We start from the raw sequence: 19,335 nt of genomic DNA, 5'->3' as shown, positions 1-19,335 counted from the left end.
TGGCAGCGCGTTCAGACTTATGGCATGAGGTTTTATGACAAGGGGAACTTTAGAAACGAGAGGAGCTTTTATCTATGACATTTATAAAGAATCAACGCCGTCTTATTGCCATGCTTGCCTGCACTACTTTTATTCTTTCTGCTTGTTCAGCCCCAAGCGGGGTTGTTAACAACAATAATCCAGCCCCATCCACCGGAGCAGCTGGTGTCAGCAAAGCCAAAACAAAGGTTACCTGGCTGCAGTATTGGAAAAGCGAGGTTGGTGAAAAGCCGCTCAATGATTTAAAAGCAGGGTTTGAAGCCAAGAATCCGGATATTGAATTGGATATTCAGGACATGCCCTTCTCCCAAATGCATGACAAACTCGTAACGCTGCATACCGCAGGCAATGTCCCCGATCTCATTCTGCTAACCTCCCCATGGGTAGCTGAATTTGCCGCATCTGGCATTACCGAGCCTCTCGATACTTACTACAATGCGATGCCCAAGGAATTTCAGACAAGCAATGAAGGTCCTTACTGGAGTCCGTGGAAGGGCAAGCATTATGGTATGGGTTTTATCACAGGAAATACGGCACTTTTCTACAACAAAAAGAAGCTTGCGGAGGCCAATCTGACGCCTCCTACGACCTGGGACGAATACCGCAGTGCCAGCATCAAACTAGCTGATGCCAGCAAAAACAAATTTGCCTTTACAGGCAACATGGCATCCGAGCCGCCATCCACGATTAACACCGAGCTGTGGCCGTACATCCTGCAAGCTGGCGGCAAGCTGACGGAGAACAATAAAGCGGTATTTAATTCTCCCGAAGGCGTCAAAGCGCTGGAATTTTACAAAGGGCTGATCAAGACGGACAAGGTGGCTACCCCAGGTGAGCTGTCGGCCGGAGAAAAAGAGAAGAGATCGAATTTCAGCGCCGAGAATACAGCCTTTATGTTTGATGGGCCGTGGGGAATTGCGATTCAGAAAACCGCTAATCCAAATCTGGATTTTGGCATTGTACCGATGCCTAAAGGCGCGGTTGGCGCCACGATTGCTGGTGGAGGCGCCATCGGCATGATGTCCAAGAGCAAGAACAAGGACGCCGCCTGGAAAGTACTGACCTACATGATGGAACCGTCTACACAAATCGCGTGGGCGAAAGCTACCAACAACTTCCCGCATAATAAAACTGCCCTGAAGGACGATTATATTCAAAAAAATCCGCTGCTTAAAGTGTTTGCGGATCAGAATGAGAGTCTCAAGCCGATTAATCCCGATCTTCAACTGCCGGAAAGTACGGTAATGAGAAAAATCATGATCAATGAGATTCAAAACTATCTGACTGATAAAAAGACAGCCCAGCAAGCGTTGGACGATGCAGCGACGGGTTGGAATGCAGTATTTGACAAGTATAAATAAATGGGGCCTGATGGCCCCTTATCTTTTCACAAAGGAGTTTCCCTTATGAGAGAACAACCGGTCATTCGTTATGTACGAAGGCTCTCGTTTATTTTTCCGGCGATGATCCTTTTAATTCTGCTTACGGGATACCCCTTATATGATGTTGTTACCATGAGCTTGTTTGATTATCGGAATCCGGCACTGCCGGTGTACGCAGGCATGTCCAATTACAAGTATGTGCTGATGGACCCTCTATTCTGGCATTCTTTAAAAAATACATTGGTGTATACCTTTGGAACCGTAGTATTGGTTATGTTATCCGGATTAATATTCGCTGCATTACTCAATCAGAAAATTAATGTCAAGATACGGGGCGCTTTTCGCTCGGTTCTGATGTTCCCATGGCTGTTATCCAGCGCTGTCGTCGGTTCGGTATGGATGCTGCTCTTATCACCATTTGGTTTACTGAACTGGTTTCTATTGAAAGTAGGGCTCATTAACGAAAGTCTGGCGTGGTTAAGCGACGAAAGATTCGCGATGATTGGATTAATACTGGCTAATACATGGAAAAGCTTCCCTTTCGCCATGCTGATGATATTGGCGGCTTTTCAAACCGTTCCTGATGATATTATAGAAGCGGCACAAGTGGACGGTGCAAATCGGTTCAGACGTTTTGTATTTATTGTCATTCCCCAAATCAAGGATCTGCTGTTTACGATCATTACGCTCGAAATTATTTGGCATTTCCGGTCCTTTGATCTTGTGTTCCTGATGACGGGCGGAGGTCCGGTGAATGCAACTGAAGTATTATCGACGTATGTATATACCGACGCTTTCCGTTCCCTGGATTTTGGGCATGCCTCTGCAACTGCCATCTTCATGCTTATTGCGATGATAGCTATCTCCAGTCTCTACTTGAGAGCCTCGTTAACCAAGGAGGGCAAATAAGATGAATATGCGCAGGGTTGGTTTGTATGCACTAATTTCATTACTGACTTTCCTCGTGATGGTACCGCTGCTCTGGATGCTCTCGGTTTCTCTGCGAACGAATGTGCAGGTGTTCTCGATTCCGCTCAATTTGCTGCCGCCATCACCCGACCTGGATGCTTACAAGCAAATATTTGCCAAACCGGACATGATCCGTTTGTTTCTGAACAGCTATATTGTTGCGTTTGCCGTTACGCTGCTGTGCATATTCCTGTCTGCTTTATCGGGATACGGTTTGTCACGCTACCAATATAAAGGGAAACGTTTTATTATTTTATATGTTTTGTTGACCCAGATGTTCCCTATGGTTTTGTTATGTATTCCTTATTTCCTTATTATTTCTCGGATGGGCCTATACAATACGTATACAGCGTTGATTCTTGCTTATACTTCCTTTGCACTGCCTTTCTCGATGTTGATGATGAGAGACTTTGTGAACAGCATTCCGCGTGAACTGGATGAAGCTGCAACGATGGATGGCTGCGGTGCTTACCGAACTTTTTTTCAGATTATATTACCGCCCTGCCTGCCGGGCTTGATCGCTACGGGTGTGTATACGTTTATTTTGGCCTGGAATGAGTATTTATTCGCTGTAGTTCTGACCCAAAATATTTCTTCCCGGCCTTTAACATTGGGGATCGGTATGCTGATCGGCGAGTTTACGACACAATGGAATCAATTGATGGCATTATCGCTGATGGCGAGTGTTCCGCTGCTGATCATCTTTATGTTTGTACAAAAATATTTCCTGCAGGGCCTCACAGGCGGCAGCGTCAAGTAAGGGCTGATGCAGATGCCGAAATTAAGCATAGTTTTTCCGTAGATAAGAATAGAAGCTGTGGCCCCCAATCACCTATACTAAAGTTGTATCTACAAGCACTGCTGACTAGTGAAATTCACGGTCTGTCATGCTTAACTACAACACATTTAGGGAGGATCACAACCATGTCAGCACAAACGAATCCATTGCTTTCCAAAGAAGAGGTTACTTTTTACGAAGAAAATGGCTATTATTTATACAAGAAGCCATTGTTCAGTCAGGAAAAGCAGCAAGAACTGAAACAAATCTTTGAAGAGCAATGGGAGCTGGTTGGCCGCAAATTGAACAGCGAGCTGGATACACCTCATTTTCGGGATGAAAGGCTGCTTAAATTTTTGCTGAGCGATGAGGTGCTGGATTTGGTTGAGCCGCTTCTTGGGCCCAATATCGCGCTATGGTCCAGCCATTTTATTTGCAAAGAGCCTTTCATCGGCAAACAGACGCCATGGCATGAAGATTCCGCCTATTGGAACGGCCGGTTAAGCCGATTCGACAAACTGGTGACCGTATGGCTGGCGATTGATCGCAGCTCGGAAGAGAATGGTTGCATGAGGGTTATTCCGGGCACACACAACAATGGTTTTTCGGAATATGAAGCTGTGGATAAGGACGAGAACATCTTTGCTACAGAGATCAAAAAAGTCGATGACTCGAAAACCGTATACTTCGAGCTGGAGGCCGGTGAATGCTCGCTTCACGATTCTCGGATTATGCACGGCGCCAAGCCCAACACGAGTCCTTACCGTCGCTGCGGTTACACGATGCGTTATTTTGCCACAGATGCTAAATATATTGAAGAGAAGAACTCACCTGATTTCAAAATTTGGCTGGCACGCGGAATAGACCTGGCCGGCAACCGTTACGAGAATGCCTAAAGGAAGTGGAGATTGCCATGCTGCTTAAAATGTTCAAAGCGACTTGGGGAAATAAGGAACCTCTAGCCAGTTTATTCGCAAAATCAGCTGATGCCGGCTATGCCGGCATCGAGTGTCCGCCGCCTGACCGTGACCATGAAACGGAATTCCGCGAGCTGCTGGAGCAGTACAACTTCGAATATATTGCGCAGGTTGCCACTTATAGTGGAGACCATTATCACGAGTTTGCCGAGCTGTCGGCAAGAGCGATCGAGTTTAAGCCGATTCTCATAAATTGCCACAGCTCCGTACATGGCTTGAAATTTGCAGAAAATGTCCGCTTCTTCGAGCAGGCGCTTGCCATCGAGAAGCAAGCTGGCATTTCCTTCGCGCATGAAACCCATCGAGGTCGGGCGATGTTTACACCCTGGACGACGGCCGAGCTGCTTCAGGCTTTCCCTGATTTAAAAATCAATGCTGATTTCAGCCATTGGTGCTGTACCTGTGAAAGCCTGTTGGGTGATCAGTTGGACAATCTGGAGTTGGCGATGTCCAGAGCCATCCATATTCATGGCCGGGTTGGCCATCGTCAAGGACCACAGGTATCGGACCCTGCAGCTCCCGAATATGCCGCCGAGCTTAATGCGCACATGGGGTGGTGGCTGGAGATTTGCCGACAACGACTGGCCGAGGGCAATTCGTATATGACATTTACACCCGAATTCGGCCCTCCCGGCTACATGCCAACACTACCTTACACAAGACAGCCGATCATCGAGTTATGGAACGTGAATGAATGGATACGTGCTTACTTCGAGCAGCAGTATAAGCAGCAAGCATAATTATGGGAAATGGGGGATATAGGGATGGATGAGGATTTCATTGGACCAGAGCGATTGACGAATGAAAAATTTATGATTCTGCCGTCCCCCTTTCGTATTTATCAAACGTTGATTGAGCATAGAGTGAGGACGCATTGGCACGAATTTTTTGAAATGGCATTTGTACGTTCCGGAGCAGGAACACATATACTTAACGGGAATCCGATTCCGATTTCAAGAGGCCATTCCTTTTTGTTAACCCCGGCGGATTTTCACGAAATCGTACCGGACTCAAGTCAACCGCTGCAAATTTATAATTTGATTTTTACGAACAGGTTTATTCGAGATGAGCTGATGCCCCACATTTTCGAGGGAATTTCTGTTCATTCCTGTCTATTTCAAGCTGAAGAGTGTGAATTTATTGAGCAGGCCTACAAACGAATTTGGGAAGAAGCCCACAATTGGCGATCAGATAGTGAGTTCATTGTGCAAGGCAGTATAGAGCGCTTGCTGATCGATCTCTCACGCAAATGCCGACAGGCTATCGATACGCCACAATGGGCGGGCAATACGGCGGTGCATGAGGGAGTCCGCAAATCGTTAATTTATATACAGCATCATTTTCGTACAACCCTTTCCCTGGAGGAAGTCGCTTCTTATTGCGGCCTATCGACCAACTATTTCAGTGAGTGCTTCAGCAGGATGATAGGGATGCCCTTTCAAGTCTATGTTAAGGAAGCACGGCTTCAATTTGCCAAATCGCTGCTTGGTACGACAACTCTTCCGATTACCGATATTTGTTTTGCCTCCGGCTTTAATACGCTGCCTTACTTTGAGCGGGCCTTCAAGCAAAAATTTGCGGTTTCACCCCGCGACTACCGTAAAAGCTCTGTCTATTGAAAGAAAGCAGAGCTCTTAATAGTATGATTACGGAACCAGTGGCATTTTTGTCACAGCTTGCTTACAGCAAAAGGAGGATAATCATGTCTGATAGCGCTGCTTGGGAAGGCACTTTTCATGGAGAACCCGCCATATGGCTGAAATTCGGCATATATGCAGCGATTATGCTGCCGAACATAGGCGGCAATCTGGTTGCTTTTCGCGATACGAAAAGGGACTTCCGTTTTTTGCGTGAGCCCTCCGAGGAGGAGATGCCTGCGTTTAAAGCGCGTCCGCTTAATCACGGTGTCCCCGTGTTATTTCCGCCTAACCGCTATGAAAATGGCCGATTTCCATGGGAAGGCTCGACACTTCAGCTGCCGATCAACGAGCAATCCAGAAATAATCATCTCCATGGGTTTCTGTATGATACACCTTGGACCGTTGACGATTATGGGTGTACAGCCAATGAAAGCTACGTGGTCGTCTCGGTTCGTGTGGATGAGACCCATCCCGCCTATTCTCATTTTCCTTATACCTTCACTTTCACACTTCGTTATGTATTAAGCATGCACGGTCTTCTCCAACACGTTATCATACGTAACGATGGTCATAGAGCGATGCCTTGCCTGCTTGCGTTTCATACCACGATCAACGCGCCTTTCACATCGGAAGGAGCCTCCACGGATTGTCGTGTCAAACTTACGATTGGCCGTCGGTGGGAGCTAAACGATCGTATGCTTCCGACAGGGCGTTTCCAATCACTCAGCCAGGAAGAAGAGCACATGCGTGATGATGGTGTTTACCCATTCAATGAGGTCATGGATAATCATTACACAGCGGAAGCTCAGGACGGACGCAATCGGATGGAACTGACGGATGCCAAGCAGGGCATTAAGTTGATTTATGATGTCGGAACCTCCTACAAGCAATGGATGGTGTGGAATAACTTTGCCAAGGAAGGCTTCTTTTGCCCAGAGCCGCAGATTAACCTCGTCAATGCACCAAACGTCAAGCTGCCAGAGCATGATATCGGCCTCTATGGATTGGTACCGGGCCAAATATGGGAAGAAACAAGCCGTCTCTATGTTACGCAAGCTCCATTATTTACTTAATTATGACAAGGGTTGTCACTATTATCGTTTATCATTGAAATCAAGCCCAGTTGAACAGGCGGGGCTGAAAAAAATGAGAAACGAAGGAGCTGTTTCATGATGACGCTGCAATTAATTCCTTATATTATGTTGGATGGACAAGCAAGCGAGGCTATTGAATTCTATGTAAAAGCATTGGATGCCAAAGTCCTTTTTAAACAAACAATCGGAGAAGGTCCGGATAACCCCGAATTCCCACTGACCATCGAAGAAAAGCAACGTGTGGCACACTCCGTCTTACAAGTCGGCACAACAGAAATGTATGTGGCTGATCTTGATCGAGGTCAATCCTGTCAGTCGGGTAATCAGGTTACGATTTGCATTACGGCTAACGAGAGGGAGCAATCCAAACCAATCTATGATGCCTTGCTGCAGGATGGTCAAGTCATTATGCCACTACAAGAGACCTATTTTAGTCCTGCTTACGGGATGGTTACGGACAAGTTCGGTGTCACCTTTCAAATTTTCACGAAAAGACAGCGTTAATCCTGCAAGCATGTATTCGACGGAAGCCAGCCGCGATGGTCGATTGGGCTTCCTTGGAACTCGCGTAAACAACCGGCTCTGCTCGCAGCATTTGCGAAAGAGCTTTTTTTATTTCAGTAGTAAAAAATTCCTTGTTTTTGCAGCAACCTTTTACGTCCATGATCCGTCTTAAAAATTAAGCATTTATTGGTAATGCACTTTGAGGAGGAATGAATGATGAGGATACGCAAAAACGCAAGCACGGCAGCACTTGTATCGATGTTATTACTTTCCAATGTCCCACTGGCACTGGCAGATGAAGCGGTGCCTGCAGCCATGAGCTCCAAACCAATTTCAGTCCCACCAGGAGGCTCCGAGGCTAGTCCAGGAGATGCAAAAATCTCCAAGGAACGGGCGATCGAGTTGGCTAAATCGTATGTAACGATACCAGAAGGCTATACGGTCGAATCGGTAAATCTAAATTCCAACAGCTTCAACGGGAATCGAACAGTTAACTGGAACATAAGCTTTCGCAAGCTTGTTGATAACAAAAATATCGGCAATATGAACATTACCATTAACGGATTGAACGGCAAGCTGATGGAATATTATTCGTACAGCAATGATCCCGATTATAAACCGAGTTATCCTCCTAAAGTAGACCTTCAGAAAGCGAAGGGCATTGCCGCGGAGTGGATTGCCAAGCTGAACCCGGATGAGCGTGAGCAGCTGCTGTATAACGACATCCTGGAGCAGTCGCTTAAGGCGCCACTGAATGGCTCTTACCAATATTCAATCCGATATGACCGCACGCATAATGGTGTTCCCTTCCCGCAGAACGGTATTAATATTCAGGTGAATGGGGACGGCGTCGTCACCCAATACAGCTTTAATTGGGATGAGAGCTCGACCTTCGAGAAGGCAACGCCGATCAGTGAAGAAGCAGCCGCCAAAGCCTTCAGAGACAAGCTCGTTCCCAAGCTGAATTATCTGATGCTGAACGAAGCGAAGGGCGAGAGAAAGCCAGTCGTTGCGTATACGATGGAGCTCCCAATTCTGAATGCAGCTACAGGAGAAGTATGGAAGCAAGGACCCGCTGCCAGCGTCAGCCAAGAGTCTGAAAAGCCTTTGACGGATGCACCTTTAAGTGCGCCGCCTGCGAGCAATCTCAACCTGACCAAGGAACAGGCGTTGGAAAAAGTCACCTCCACGTTTAAGCTGCCGGATGGCGTCAAGCTCGAGGACGCTTCTTATAACGAATCGACCAATCCGGTAACGGGTGAGGTGCAGTCCATTTGGAACCTTCGCTGGAATGAGGAGAAGAGTGCAGACTCCACCATTAGAGCGGGAATCAATGTTTGGGCTACAGTCAACAGCAAAACCGGAGAAATTACCAACTTTAGCCGTAATACTTATACACCTTATGGAGATCAAAAGCCGGTTGAACCGAAGGTAACCGTGGACGAGGCGAAGGCGAAGGCTATCGAATTCGTTAAAAAGCAGCTGCCCGCGCACACTGACCAGTTAGTGCTGGACACAGCAGCAATGGCCAATTTGGTGAATATGCCAGCTGAGCAAAGAAAAATGATGACCGCCTGGGACATACCTTTCAAGAGAATGATAGACGGTGTGTATGTGAATTATGAAAACGTGCATCTGGCTGTGGATAAAGTGACGGGAGACATCACGAATTATCAGTTCAATTTCTCTAACGTTGCTTATCCGAAGCAGAAGCCAAGTGTTATTGATCTGAGCAAGGCTAAGGAGCTGCTGCTGTCTCCCTATACGATCAAGCTTAATTATGTGCTATCGAATCAAGGGTTTGGGATTATGCCTATCGAGAAAATTCGTGTTATGATGGCTGCTGGAGAACTGCCGCAAGGCTCTGATACAACCGATAAAGAGGCCAAGCTCGTTTATGTACTGCAATCTAAATATAGTGGCGAAAGTTATTTTCTCGATGCCGTAACCGGTCAATGGAGAAATAGCTCAAACGGTGAAGCCATGAGCTTGGAAAAGGTACATGTCACGGATATTGAAGGTCATTATGCACAAACAGAGCTGCAAATCATGCTGGATTACCAGGCGCTGGATGTCGTAGACGGAAAAGTAAGTCCGAACGCTTCCATAACGCGCGGTGAATTGGTCAAAATGCTCGTTATCGCAATGAACGGGGGACGCTCCGGTATTTATTATGGTGCGGAGCGCGCAGCATCCTTCAAAGATGTGAAAAATGAATCACCCCTCTTTGCCTACGTGGAGAACGCTGTTGACCGCGGAATCATACAGCGCGGCAAGGACTTCAACCCGCAGGAGATTATGAATAGGGAAGATATGGCTGAATTGATCGTAGGTGCGCTTGGTTATAAAAAACTGACGGACTATGACAATATTTTCAGCGACAAATTCAGTGATGCGGGCTTGCTCAAGAACCGTGGTGAAGCAGCTATTGTGATTGGACTCGGGATTATGACGCTTTCGGATGGAAGCTTCAACCCAAAACAGGAAGTTACTCGCGCCCAAGCTGCTGTAGCGTTCTATCGTTATTTGCAAAAGGCGACTGAGCTGGGAAATAGATACTATTAATTTTATGAGAAGTCCTTTCTAATCTACATGTCAAAGAACCATCATCCCTACTTCAGAAGTAGAGATGATGGTTCTTTGTATTTCATAACATGTGTATCATTTCTTGATTACGTGCAAATCCTCTATTTAATAATTATTGTTTAGCTCCCCATTCCGCAATTTGTTCCTTGTAAAGAACCAATAGCTTGGCCAGGGATTTTGTGATCACTTGGGCATCCTTGGATTCAGCAGCCTTTTGCAGTTCCATCTCACCTTTAGACAAAGGGTTATCTAAAGAAAAAGCAGCGACACTTACAGTGTTCTTGGCTTCGGTAGAAGAGAAAGTTGATGTCTCTGCATCAGCTGGAATTGCTGGAAGAGCTGGAATAGCAGCAACAGCTAAGGCTACCCCGGCCTTGATATCAGTGCTGTCTGTTGGATTCGTAAGCTCGCCTTGAGTCAGAACTTTCGTGAACTGGCCATCTGCGATCTCCTTCGTATCGGTCAGGTCAATTACTCGAACAGAACTGATATTTAAGTTTGTCCCTGTGCTATCCAGAGGGGTAGCCTGTATGAGTACGGCTCCGAATTTTTTCTGAATAGCTTCATGGTATTGAGTTAAAGTGTTTTTCCAATCATTCACCGTATCCGGCGCATAAGTTGCAGCCAGCTCCACAGGATCAGTACGCTTAACGGCAGTAGTAGCAGCAACAGCCTGAAATTGGGTTGATGATGTCAATGTTTGGGATGGGCTTGTCGTGGTCTGACTGGATTCACTCGCATAGGCAGAACTGGCAGCAACGGACAGCAGCAGGGTGGACAGGGCAATTTTTTTAACGATCAGTTTGTGATTCAAGATTCAACACTCCTTGGTTTGTTTTGTCTTACAAGTTCTATTCTAGTGTTCAGGTGTGGCAGAAGATTGGTTAAATTGTGGAAAAACAATGGCATTCTCCCCTATCCATCGATGTCTTGGTTATAATAGTAGAAGACTTGATAGGAGGTTATATCATTGAACAACTATCTGATTGCCGTTGTAGACGATGATCATCATATACGTAATCTTGTGGAAGCCTATTTGCAAAAGGAAAACTACCAAACCATTGGATTGGAAACGGCGGAGGCGGCGTGGGAGCTATGGAGAACAAACCCTCCGGATATGTGGGTGCTGGATATTATGCTTCCCGGGATGAACGGCTACGAATTTTGCAGAAAGATTCGTAATGAAGCCGAGGTGCCAATCATTATGATTTCCGCTCGTGACACTGAAGTCGACATCATTCTCGGTTTGGAGCTGGGAAGCGATGATTATTTGGTCAAGCCCTTTAGTCCACGTGAACTGGTAGCCCGCGTCAAAAGGCAGCTTCAAAGAGGACATAAACAGAAAAACACGAATGAAACAAATAAAAATGCCGCAGAGCTGCCACAGATCATAGTCGGCCAGCTGCAGCTGATGCTGGAAGAAAGACGCGCGTTTTGGCAGGGGGAAGAAGTGGAAATGACGCTGAAGGAATTTGAGCTGCTTAAAGCATTAGTCGAGCATCCGAATCGCGCTTTTACACGAGACGAGCTGCTGACCATGGTGTGGGGAGACGATTATTTTGGAAGCGAGCGAGCTGTAGATCATTTGATCAAACGACTACGCAAAAAAATCGGTCAATTGCCAGTCGAGTCGGTATGGGGACATGGCTATCGCCTGAGAACGGATGGAGGAGAGTTGAAATATGAAGCTGGTTCATCAAATTAATCTCGCTTTCGGGATATTGCTTGTTCTTGTGCTAACTGTCACTGCGATCAGTATTCATTTTGTACTGCTGGACCATTTTATAGGCGCACAAAAAGATGATATGCATGCAGTGGGTTGGAAAATGCAAGAGACACTGGAACAAGAAGCATACCAGTTGACTGAAGGTGTGTCAGAAGTTAACGTCGTGACTCCAAGGCTATTATCGAGTAGTACTACTGCCATAGCCGCTGTCCCTATAGTAGGCGTTGATGCTATCATCACAGATAATATGGGAAATATAGTGTCCGGCACACTCCCAGCTGCTTCGTCTACCTCGATTACAGGGTTCAAAGCAGTTAATGCAGTCACTGCGGTTAGCCCGTTGAGCTTAACGAGAGCTGCCACTACAGTTGATACTACTCTGCAGGAAACTGCGAACGTCTCAAGCCTGCAAAATATATGGGAAGGGAGAGACACACGTTTCATAGCCACAGTCAACTCTATTCCCCAAGGTACATTGACTCTCATTACACCGGTTAGTAAAATTACAGCTATTGAACAGGCGCTGTTTGGAAGGCTGCTCATCGTATTAGGGGTTGGAGGCATATTGATGTTCCTGCTTAGCTTATTTATTACCAAGAAGCTGATTAAACCGTTGATGAGATTAAGAGAGGAATTAAAAAAAGTGAAGGAACGCCGATTTTCTGAGGTTCAGTTGATCCATGCCGGTGGGGAGATCGGTGTCGTTGCCCATACTGTATATGATCTGGCTGAAGAACTGGATAGATACAACCGGGTACAAAAGCAATTTTTCCAGAATGCATCACATGAGCTCAAAACTCCACTAATGTCCATATCTGGATATGCGGAAGGTATACGTGACGGTATATTTGAAGGGGAAAGCGTTCAAAAAGGACTGGACATTATCCTCAGTGAGAGCGGCAGGCTAAAAAACATTATCACCGAAATGACGCTTCTGGCGAAGCTGGATAGCGAGGAAAATATTTTCCAGACGTCAATGGTTAACGTGCAGGACATGCTGACGGAAACGATTGAACGGATCACGCCGCTGCTGGTCCAAAAGGGATTAAGTTTGGAAATCGTGTACGGTGAAGGTAAGCAGGATACAATGGCGATTGCGGCTGATCGGGATAAGCTGCTGCAGGCTTTGTTGAATGTGGTTGCGAACGCGACGAGGTATGCAAGCAAACATATCTGCATTCATGCCGGGATCTATCAGGACAGAGTTGAAATTTCCATTATCGATGATGGATCAGGAATACCGGAGGACCTGCTTCCGTATCTGTTTCATCGCTTTGTGAAAGGCAAGGGAGGGGAGAATGGACTAGGCTTGGCAATCTCCCGCGCCATCGTTGAGCGCTGCGGCGGTCTTATCAAGGCTCGTAATCGTAAAGAGGGCGGGGCCGTGTTCACGCTCGATTTCCCTTCCGCGGCCTAACTCCATAGATCGCCATCTCCTTATAGAAGGCTGGCGATCTTTTTGTCATCTTGGAAATCTGTATTACTTGGTTGCGGTGATAGCAAACATAGGCTTATGCTGATTCAGCACCTGCTCGGCATGACTCTGAATGTCTGCATCGAAGCCCTGCCAAACCTGAACCTGCTTAAAGCCGATATGCTTCAGCATATCCACATCCCACACTGGCCTTTTTACATAGCTGAGCGGCAGAGACAAGGCAAAATCATGACCTTCGGCGATTTCATCCTCCGTACGATAAGGAATATAACCTTGTTCAACAGCCTCCTGCTGAGCCAGTTTTTGTAGGTAAGCTTCTTTGGGATCGGTCAAAAACAGATTCCAATTCCCGTCAAAAATGATCACATCTCCACCTTCATTCAGCCAGGAATGCCAATTCCGATAAGCTCTAACTGGATTCGTCAAAAACCATGTCACATTACGGGAAATAATCAGATCGAACTGCTCAACAGGATTAAATTCAAAAATATCCGTTTCAATAATCTGGATAGGACATCCAAAGTGTGCCGCGTTTTTCTTTGCTTTTGCAATCATTTCCGGTGAAGAATCGATGGCTGTTACGTTATGTCCCAATCGCGATAAGAGTATACCGAAAAAGCACGGTCCGGTACCAACATCAAGCACCTTCAGCCCCTTTTTATCCTTAAGCAGTCGGCTAATGATGAGCTCCCACTTTTCGTACGCCCCGTTCGTAAACTCGTTATGTATAATACCGTCATAAATATCCGCCCCCTTATCCCAATAGGCACGGTGTTCTTTGGCTAACTGCTGTTCACTGGCTGTAGTCATACATATTCGCCTCCTTTGCGATGATTGAATGAGCTTTGTTCATAAATGCTTGCGAATGGTGATCATTATACTAATTGTAATAATTACTGTCAAACGTTAATATTAGGAATGGCAGTCACCTTCGATTTGGCTCATAACGAATCATGGCATGTAATCGCTCTCTAAAAAAATAACTTGCTAATTGTATTATTTACGATTAATAATAAAGGCAAGAAATAATAGGAGGCGTACACATGTATACACGATTTAACATCTTGCTATTCACAATTATGGTTTTTATGGCGTTATCAGGCTGCTCGGATAACTCGAATTCCCGGATAGCTGATCCCAAGTCAGCAGGCGTACAAGCTGAAAGCCCCACAACGATCACTATCGCCACTACGCAGGATTCCATGGGAGACAAGCTGGATGCGGCCACCTATAATGGCACCAGACATGCACATGCCTCTGTATATGATGCACTACTGGATTATCAGGGGAAGGGTGAGCTATCGCCAAGTCTTGCGGAATCCTGGGATATAGCTGAGGATGGTTTGACGTACAGCTTTCATTTGAGGAAAAATGTGAAATTTTCGGATGGTAATGAATTGACTTCCGAAGCAGTCAAATTCTCATTAGAGCGTGCCGTCAAGCAGGAGGCGAATGCGCCATTAGAAATTTCACAGAAACTGGCCAAGATCGAAACACCGGACAAGTACACGGCCATACTTACCTTTAAGGAGACCGCTCCTCAAACCTTGCTGGAGCTGAGCCAAGCCCGTCCCTTCCGGATCATGAGTCCGGATGCTGTTAGTCCACGTGGGTCTGTAGAGGGTGAGTTCAAGAAGGCCATTGGCACAGGTCCATGGCAAGTAGGCAGCTACAAAAAAGGAACCGAAACTGTCCTGGTTGCCAACCCGCATTACTGGAAGGATAAGCCGTCGTCATACTCGCTAGTTCTGAAGGTCATTACAGACCCGCAGGCTCGGGTGCTGGCGCTGCAAAATGGTGAAGTTGATCTGGCTGGTGGTGAGATGGGCAACCTGCCGCTTGAAAACATCCCGTTGTTCGAGAACAACAAGAACTTCAAAATCGAAACCAACAGCAGTACAATGTCTTATTTTCTTGTCATCAATCAAAAAAATGAGTTTCTCGCAGATAAAAACATTCGCCAAGCGATCAATTATGGAACCGATACAAGCAAAATGATGAATGGAAAGGGCGCTGAGGTCAGAGGCTTATTTCAGAAAAATGTCGCCTTTGTCACGGACAGCAATCAGCCCGCATACGGATACCATCCAGATAAAGCCAAGCAGCTGCTCGAAGCATCGGGCTACCAATGGAACGCCAGCAAGAAGCTGTATGAAAAGAATGGCAAGCCGATTCAGCTTAAGCTGGTCATTCAAACGACCGAATACCCGGAATGGAAAGAGATGGCCGAGATTTTTCAGGACAATATGAAACAAATCGGCATACAGGTAGATATTCTTAACCAGGAGAGAGCTGCTTACTATAACACGCTCTGGAAGACCAAGGAATACGATCTGATGATTTATCGAACTTATACGGATGCCCAATTACCTTATCGATTCCTGTCATCGCTATTTTATAACACAGACAAGGTGCCAGCCGTTGCTTATCAGGATGATCTCTTAAACGGTTATCTGGACAGCATAGCCAAAACCCATGTAAAAGCGAAGCAGCAGCCTGTGTTTGATCAAATCTTTGCCCGTATTCACGACGAAGCGATGACCGTCCCGATATTTTACATGAAGCAGACCTTTATACATAGCAGCAAAATCACTGGTTTCTCCTTTGGTACGATTGAAGATGATCCTGTCCAATGGCATAAGCTGCAAATTGAGGGAAAATAAATGACCCGCTATCTGTTGAATCGGTTCGTTGTGCTGATTCTCACTCTGCTTTTGTTTACCCTGTTTGTATTTACACTCATGCATATGGCTCCAGGAGATCCGGCCGCACTGTTCCTGCAGGACCTTGGGGCTGCCCCTGACAGGGCATTAATTGCAGCCTTACAACAAAAGTGGGGGTTGGACCAATCCTTTGCCGTTCAATATTTCAGATGGCTGTATGAGCTGATACAGGGCAACCTTGGCAATTCCTATATATCAAGTATTCCGGTTACAGAGGAGATCGTTACGCGTCTGGAACCGACAATTCGTCTAATGCTCAGCTCCTTCGTTGTTACCCTGTTCATTTCGGTTCCACTCGGCATTCATATCGGACTGCGCGAACACTCGCTGCTGGATCGGGTAACTTATGCAGGCACCGTTCTGGGATTGTCGATTCCGTTATACTGGCTGGCCATACTGCTAATGTTTGGTTTTGGTGTCATGTGGAAGCTGTTTCCCATTGTGGGCAGCGGGTCATTACGCCATTATGTGCTTCCTGTGACAGCAATCAGCATCATCGAAAGCGTCTATTTTATCCGCATGATTCGGTCCCTGACATTGGAATATAAACGGGCTTTTTATATAGAAGCTGCTGCTTCCCGTGGCTTGAAAAGGCGGATTTTGTATCCATCCTATTTATTTCGCTCGATGCTGGTTCCGATTATTACAATAATCGGGAGCAGCTTTCCCAGCTTTTTTGGTGCGGCGATCATCATAGAAAATATGTTCAGCTTTCCGGGAATCGGCACCTATATGCTGGATATGATATACCGTCGAGATTTCCCGGCCATTCAAGGCTGTACCCTGTTGCTGGCGACTGCCATCTTTATTTTGAATTTTTTTACCGACCTTTGCTATTATTGGGCTGACCCGCGAATTCAATTAGAAAAGCAGAGGTGGGAAAACTGAGCTTATTTATCACGCATCATAAAATAGGTTCAGCAGCTATCCTATTTATCTTTCTGTTAATAGCCGTTGGCACATGGGCACCGTGGCTGTACCCGTATGATCCCTATGCAACTAATTATAGCGCCAAGCTGCAAGCACCGAGCCTTGAGCACTTTTTTGGAACCGATTATTTGGGACGGGATATATACAGCCGATTGCTTGCGGGTATTAGTCAATCTGTGTTTCCGGTGTTTGTCATATTAGGCATCGTTATCGTGATCAGCTTATTGATGGGGACGCTAAGCGGCTATTTCGGAAACCGGCTGGATATGCTGCTGATGAGTATTACGGACATTTTTGTCGCTTTACCGAATCTGCTGCTCACGATTGTAATTGTCGGCTTTTTGGGTTTTGGCATCGAGAACGTATATTTGGCTATTATTTTGTCCTGGTGGGCGAAATATGTACGGTTGATCCGTGGTTTGGTTCACGATGTGAAAAAAGAAGCCTACATCCTGTCCAGCCGGGTAAGCGGCTCCTTTGGTCTTGTGACCATCATCCGCCATGTCCTGCCCAATATCGGTCCGCAAGTGCTGACGATGTTAATTCTGGATGTAAGCCGGGTCATTCTGACCTTATCCGGTCTGTCCTTTCTCGGTATCGGAGCTCAGCCTCCTTCACCTGAGTGGGGAGCTATGCTGCTGGATGGGAAAAATTATTTGCAAATTGCACCGTGGATGGGATTTTTCCCAGGCTTCGTTATTTTTCTGACAGCCTGTGCCTTCCAACTATGCGGTGAAATGCTGCGGAGGCGGTTCAAACTGAAGTAGACGTCAAAGGAGGGTGCAGGTGGCGGTTATAGCTGAAGTGAAAAAGCTGTCCATTACTAGTCAGGATCTTCAAACGCTGGTGTCGGACATTAGCTTTTCTTTACATACAGGCAAGACGTTTTGTCTGATTGGCGAAAGCGGCAGCGGGAAAACATTAACGCTCAAAGCGATGCTGGGCATGCTCCCGAATCAGCTTCATCTCACGGGAGAGCTATTATTTAACGGTACGAATACCGTTCCCTTTACCCGCAGGGAGTGGCAGCGGATTCGAGGCAAGCAAATCGGGATCATCTTTCAACACCCGGAACAAGCGCTGCATCCCGCTATTCCTATCGGCAGGCAGCTGGTTGATCTGCTGAGAAGCCATATTTCGATTACGAAGCTTGAGGCCGAACGACAAGCCTGCCGGATGCTGGACAAGGTTGGTTTAAAGCCAGCGGATATACTGATGAAGCGTTATCCTCATCAATTAAGCGGAGGCATGAATCAACGGGTGATGATTGCGATGGCCCTGCTGCTTGGACCGGAGCTGTTGATCGCTGATGAACCGACAAGTGCTCTTGATGTGACCACACAAGCTGACATTCTTACTCTGCTGCGAGGGCTGACTGCCGAGAGTGAGATGAGCCTGCTTCTCGTTACCCATGATCTGCTAATCGCCAACTACATCGCAGATACCATTGCCGTGATGGTTCAAGGGACTATTATCGAACAAGGAAACGCACAGGATGTCATAAAGCACCCCCGGCAAGAATACACCCGAATCCTGTGGGAGTACCGTTCGAAATTCATGATAACCTAAGGCTGTATAAGAGGAACCAAAGGAGAAGGTCTTATAAGTCATGCTAGACATCCAGCATATAAGCAAGCGGATCGCGTTTAAGTCGATTCTTGAAGATATTCATTTCACCTTGCAAACAGGTCGTTCTCTGGCGGTTGTCGGCGAGAGCGGGAGCGGAAAGTCCACACTGGCCCGAATCATTATGGGATTGGAGCGTCCGACATCCGGCCGGATTCTTTTCAATGGGGTGCCAGCACCGGAGAGAAAGACAGCTGAATTTAAGAGCTGGTATCAGCAAATCCAGTTTGTATTCCAAAACACAGCGGCCTCACTTGACCCACGGATGACCATTTTCCAAAGCATAGAGGAGCCTTTGTGCCATTTGACCAAGCTCAGGAAAAACGATAGAAAGGTGCTTGTGCACGAATACGCAGCCAAGGTCGGGCTACCGCAACCTTTGTTAAGCTCGGTTCCGAGTCATTTAAGCGGTGGACAATATCAACGGGCTTGTATCGCCAAAGCATTAATCGTGAGGCCAAAGCTGCTTGTGTGTGATGAAATCGTATCCAATCTGGATGTGATTCATCAGCATACCATCATTGAATTATTGCAGTCCTTGCAAGCGGAGCAGCAATTATCACTTCTATTTATTACCCATGATCTTTCTCTGGTTCCAAGCTTGTGTGAGGATGTGTTGGTCATGAAGGATGGGCGGATGGTGGAGCTTATACAATCAGCTTTGCTGAATTCCAGCCAACATCCGTATACAGCATCGCTTCTGGGTGCGGTTAAGCTGCTCGGCCAGCATTGGCACCATTGATATATGGATTATTGTAGATCATCGCATCGGTTACCCGATTCACCAATTGTAGACAGCTGTCATAACGGATTCTTATCCGATGATAGCTGTTTTTTGTTTATGTACACGGGTTTCAGGATGAAATGGTTTTATCGTTGACATTTAAAAAAACTACCACTACGATAACCATTATAGAAAGGGGACT

The 19,335-nt window shown here is 46.4% G+C and carries 18 protein-coding genes; 16 read left to right on the top strand and 2 right to left on the bottom strand.

The window, feature by feature from the left end; translation table 11 throughout:
• The first annotated feature begins 74 nt into the window (after positions 1 to 74).
• The 9 genes from OB236_RS03570 (at position 75) to OB236_RS03530 (ending at position 9,948) form a co-directional block, all read left to right on the top strand.
• A complete protein-coding gene (locus OB236_RS03570; RefSeq protein ID WP_262682786.1) occupies positions 75 to 1,400 on the top strand; it encodes an ABC transporter substrate-binding protein in 1,326 nt (441 codons plus the stop codon).
• A gap of 45 nt (positions 1,401 to 1,445) precedes the next feature.
• Positions 1,446 to 2,330 carry a carbohydrate ABC transporter permease gene (locus OB236_RS03565; protein ID WP_240415234.1) on the top strand — a complete coding sequence of 295 codons (885 nt, stop codon included), beginning with the start codon at positions 1,446 to 1,448 and terminating at the stop codon, positions 2,328 to 2,330.
• 1 nt (position 2,331) lies between these two features.
• Positions 2,332 to 3,150 (top strand): carbohydrate ABC transporter permease, encoded by an 819-nt coding sequence (locus OB236_RS03560; RefSeq protein WP_262682783.1) that lies wholly within the window; start codon positions 2,332 to 2,334, stop codon positions 3,148 to 3,150.
• 164 nt (positions 3,151 to 3,314) lie between these two features.
• Complete coding sequence (locus OB236_RS03555; protein ID WP_262682781.1) at positions 3,315 to 4,064, top strand: phytanoyl-CoA dioxygenase family protein; 750 nt, start codon at positions 3,315 to 3,317, stop codon at positions 4,062 to 4,064.
• A 17-nt stretch (positions 4,065 to 4,081) separates the two neighbouring features.
• Complete coding sequence (locus tag OB236_RS03550) at positions 4,082 to 4,885, top strand: sugar phosphate isomerase/epimerase family protein (RefSeq protein WP_262682779.1); 804 nt, start codon at positions 4,082 to 4,084, stop codon at positions 4,883 to 4,885.
• A gap of 24 nt (positions 4,886 to 4,909) precedes the next feature.
• The gene (locus tag OB236_RS03545; protein WP_076229465.1) at positions 4,910 to 5,764 is read left to right on the top strand and encodes a helix-turn-helix domain-containing protein; all 855 of its coding nucleotides are present in this window, start codon (positions 4,910 to 4,912) and stop codon (positions 5,762 to 5,764) included.
• 83 nt (positions 5,765 to 5,847) lie between these two features.
• A complete protein-coding gene (locus OB236_RS03540) occupies positions 5,848 to 6,858 on the top strand; it encodes an aldose 1-epimerase (protein ID WP_262682777.1) in 1,011 nt (336 codons plus the stop codon).
• A gap of 99 nt (positions 6,859 to 6,957) precedes the next feature.
• Positions 6,958 to 7,383 carry a VOC family protein gene (locus OB236_RS03535; RefSeq protein ID WP_262683069.1) on the top strand — a complete coding sequence of 142 codons (426 nt, stop codon included), beginning with the start codon at positions 6,958 to 6,960 and terminating at the stop codon, positions 7,381 to 7,383.
• Between the two features lie 216 nt (positions 7,384 to 7,599).
• Positions 7,600 to 9,948, top strand: coding sequence for an S-layer homology domain-containing protein (locus OB236_RS03530; protein ID WP_262682775.1), 2,349 nt, complete (start codon positions 7,600 to 7,602; stop codon positions 9,946 to 9,948).
• A 133-nt stretch (positions 9,949 to 10,081) separates the two neighbouring features.
• Here OB236_RS03530 and OB236_RS03525 read toward each other — a convergent pair whose 3' ends face one another.
• Complete coding sequence (locus OB236_RS03525) at positions 10,082 to 10,783, bottom strand: hypothetical protein (protein WP_262682773.1); 702 nt, start codon at positions 10,781 to 10,783, stop codon at positions 10,082 to 10,084.
• Positions 10,784 to 10,939: 156 nt separating this feature from the next.
• Between OB236_RS03525 and OB236_RS03520 the strand changes: the two genes are divergently transcribed.
• Together OB236_RS03520 and OB236_RS03515 are read left to right on the top strand one after the other, a co-directional pair.
• Positions 10,940 to 11,674, top strand: coding sequence for a response regulator transcription factor (locus OB236_RS03520; RefSeq protein WP_262682771.1), 735 nt, complete (start codon positions 10,940 to 10,942; stop codon positions 11,672 to 11,674).
• Positions 11,652 to 13,112 carry a sensor histidine kinase gene (locus OB236_RS03515; RefSeq protein ID WP_262682770.1) on the top strand — a complete coding sequence of 487 codons (1,461 nt, stop codon included), beginning with the start codon at positions 11,652 to 11,654 and terminating at the stop codon, positions 13,110 to 13,112. Before OB236_RS03520 ends, OB236_RS03515 begins: the two co-directional genes overlap by 23 nt.
• A 63-nt stretch (positions 13,113 to 13,175) precedes the next feature.
• Here OB236_RS03515 and OB236_RS03510 read toward each other — a convergent pair whose 3' ends face one another.
• Positions 13,176 to 13,940: a class I SAM-dependent methyltransferase gene (locus OB236_RS03510; protein WP_262682768.1), complete on the bottom strand. Its 765-nt coding sequence runs from the start codon at positions 13,938 to 13,940 to the stop codon at positions 13,176 to 13,178.
• A gap of 233 nt (positions 13,941 to 14,173) precedes the next feature.
• On the opposite strand from OB236_RS03510, the gene OB236_RS03505 reads away from it, so the two are divergent.
• From OB236_RS03505 to OB236_RS03485, 5 genes are read left to right on the top strand one after another with little or no spacing between them, the layout of a single operon-like run.
• Complete coding sequence (locus OB236_RS03505; RefSeq protein WP_262682767.1) at positions 14,174 to 15,793, top strand: ABC transporter substrate-binding protein; 1,620 nt, start codon at positions 14,174 to 14,176, stop codon at positions 15,791 to 15,793.
• Positions 15,794 to 16,741 (top strand): ABC transporter permease, encoded by a 948-nt coding sequence (locus OB236_RS03500; RefSeq protein WP_262682766.1) that lies wholly within the window; start codon positions 15,794 to 15,796, stop codon positions 16,739 to 16,741. It begins immediately after the preceding gene.
• Positions 16,729 to 17,550, top strand: a complete 822-nt coding sequence (locus OB236_RS03495) for an ABC transporter permease (protein ID WP_262682765.1) — start codon at positions 16,729 to 16,731, stop codon at positions 17,548 to 17,550. Before OB236_RS03500 ends, OB236_RS03495 begins: the two co-directional genes overlap by 13 nt.
• A gap of 19 nt (positions 17,551 to 17,569) precedes the next feature.
• The gene (locus OB236_RS03490) at positions 17,570 to 18,352 is read left to right on the top strand and encodes an ABC transporter ATP-binding protein (RefSeq protein WP_262682764.1); all 783 of its coding nucleotides are present in this window, start codon (positions 17,570 to 17,572) and stop codon (positions 18,350 to 18,352) included.
• A gap of 40 nt (positions 18,353 to 18,392) precedes the next feature.
• The gene (locus OB236_RS03485) at positions 18,393 to 19,151 is read left to right on the top strand and encodes an ABC transporter ATP-binding protein (RefSeq protein ID WP_262682763.1); all 759 of its coding nucleotides are present in this window, start codon (positions 18,393 to 18,395) and stop codon (positions 19,149 to 19,151) included.
• Positions 19,152 to 19,335 lie beyond the last annotated feature (184 nt).

The sequence above is a fragment of the Paenibacillus baimaensis genome (assembly GCF_025567575.1).
This window is presented reverse-complemented; position numbering and strand designations above follow the sequence as displayed.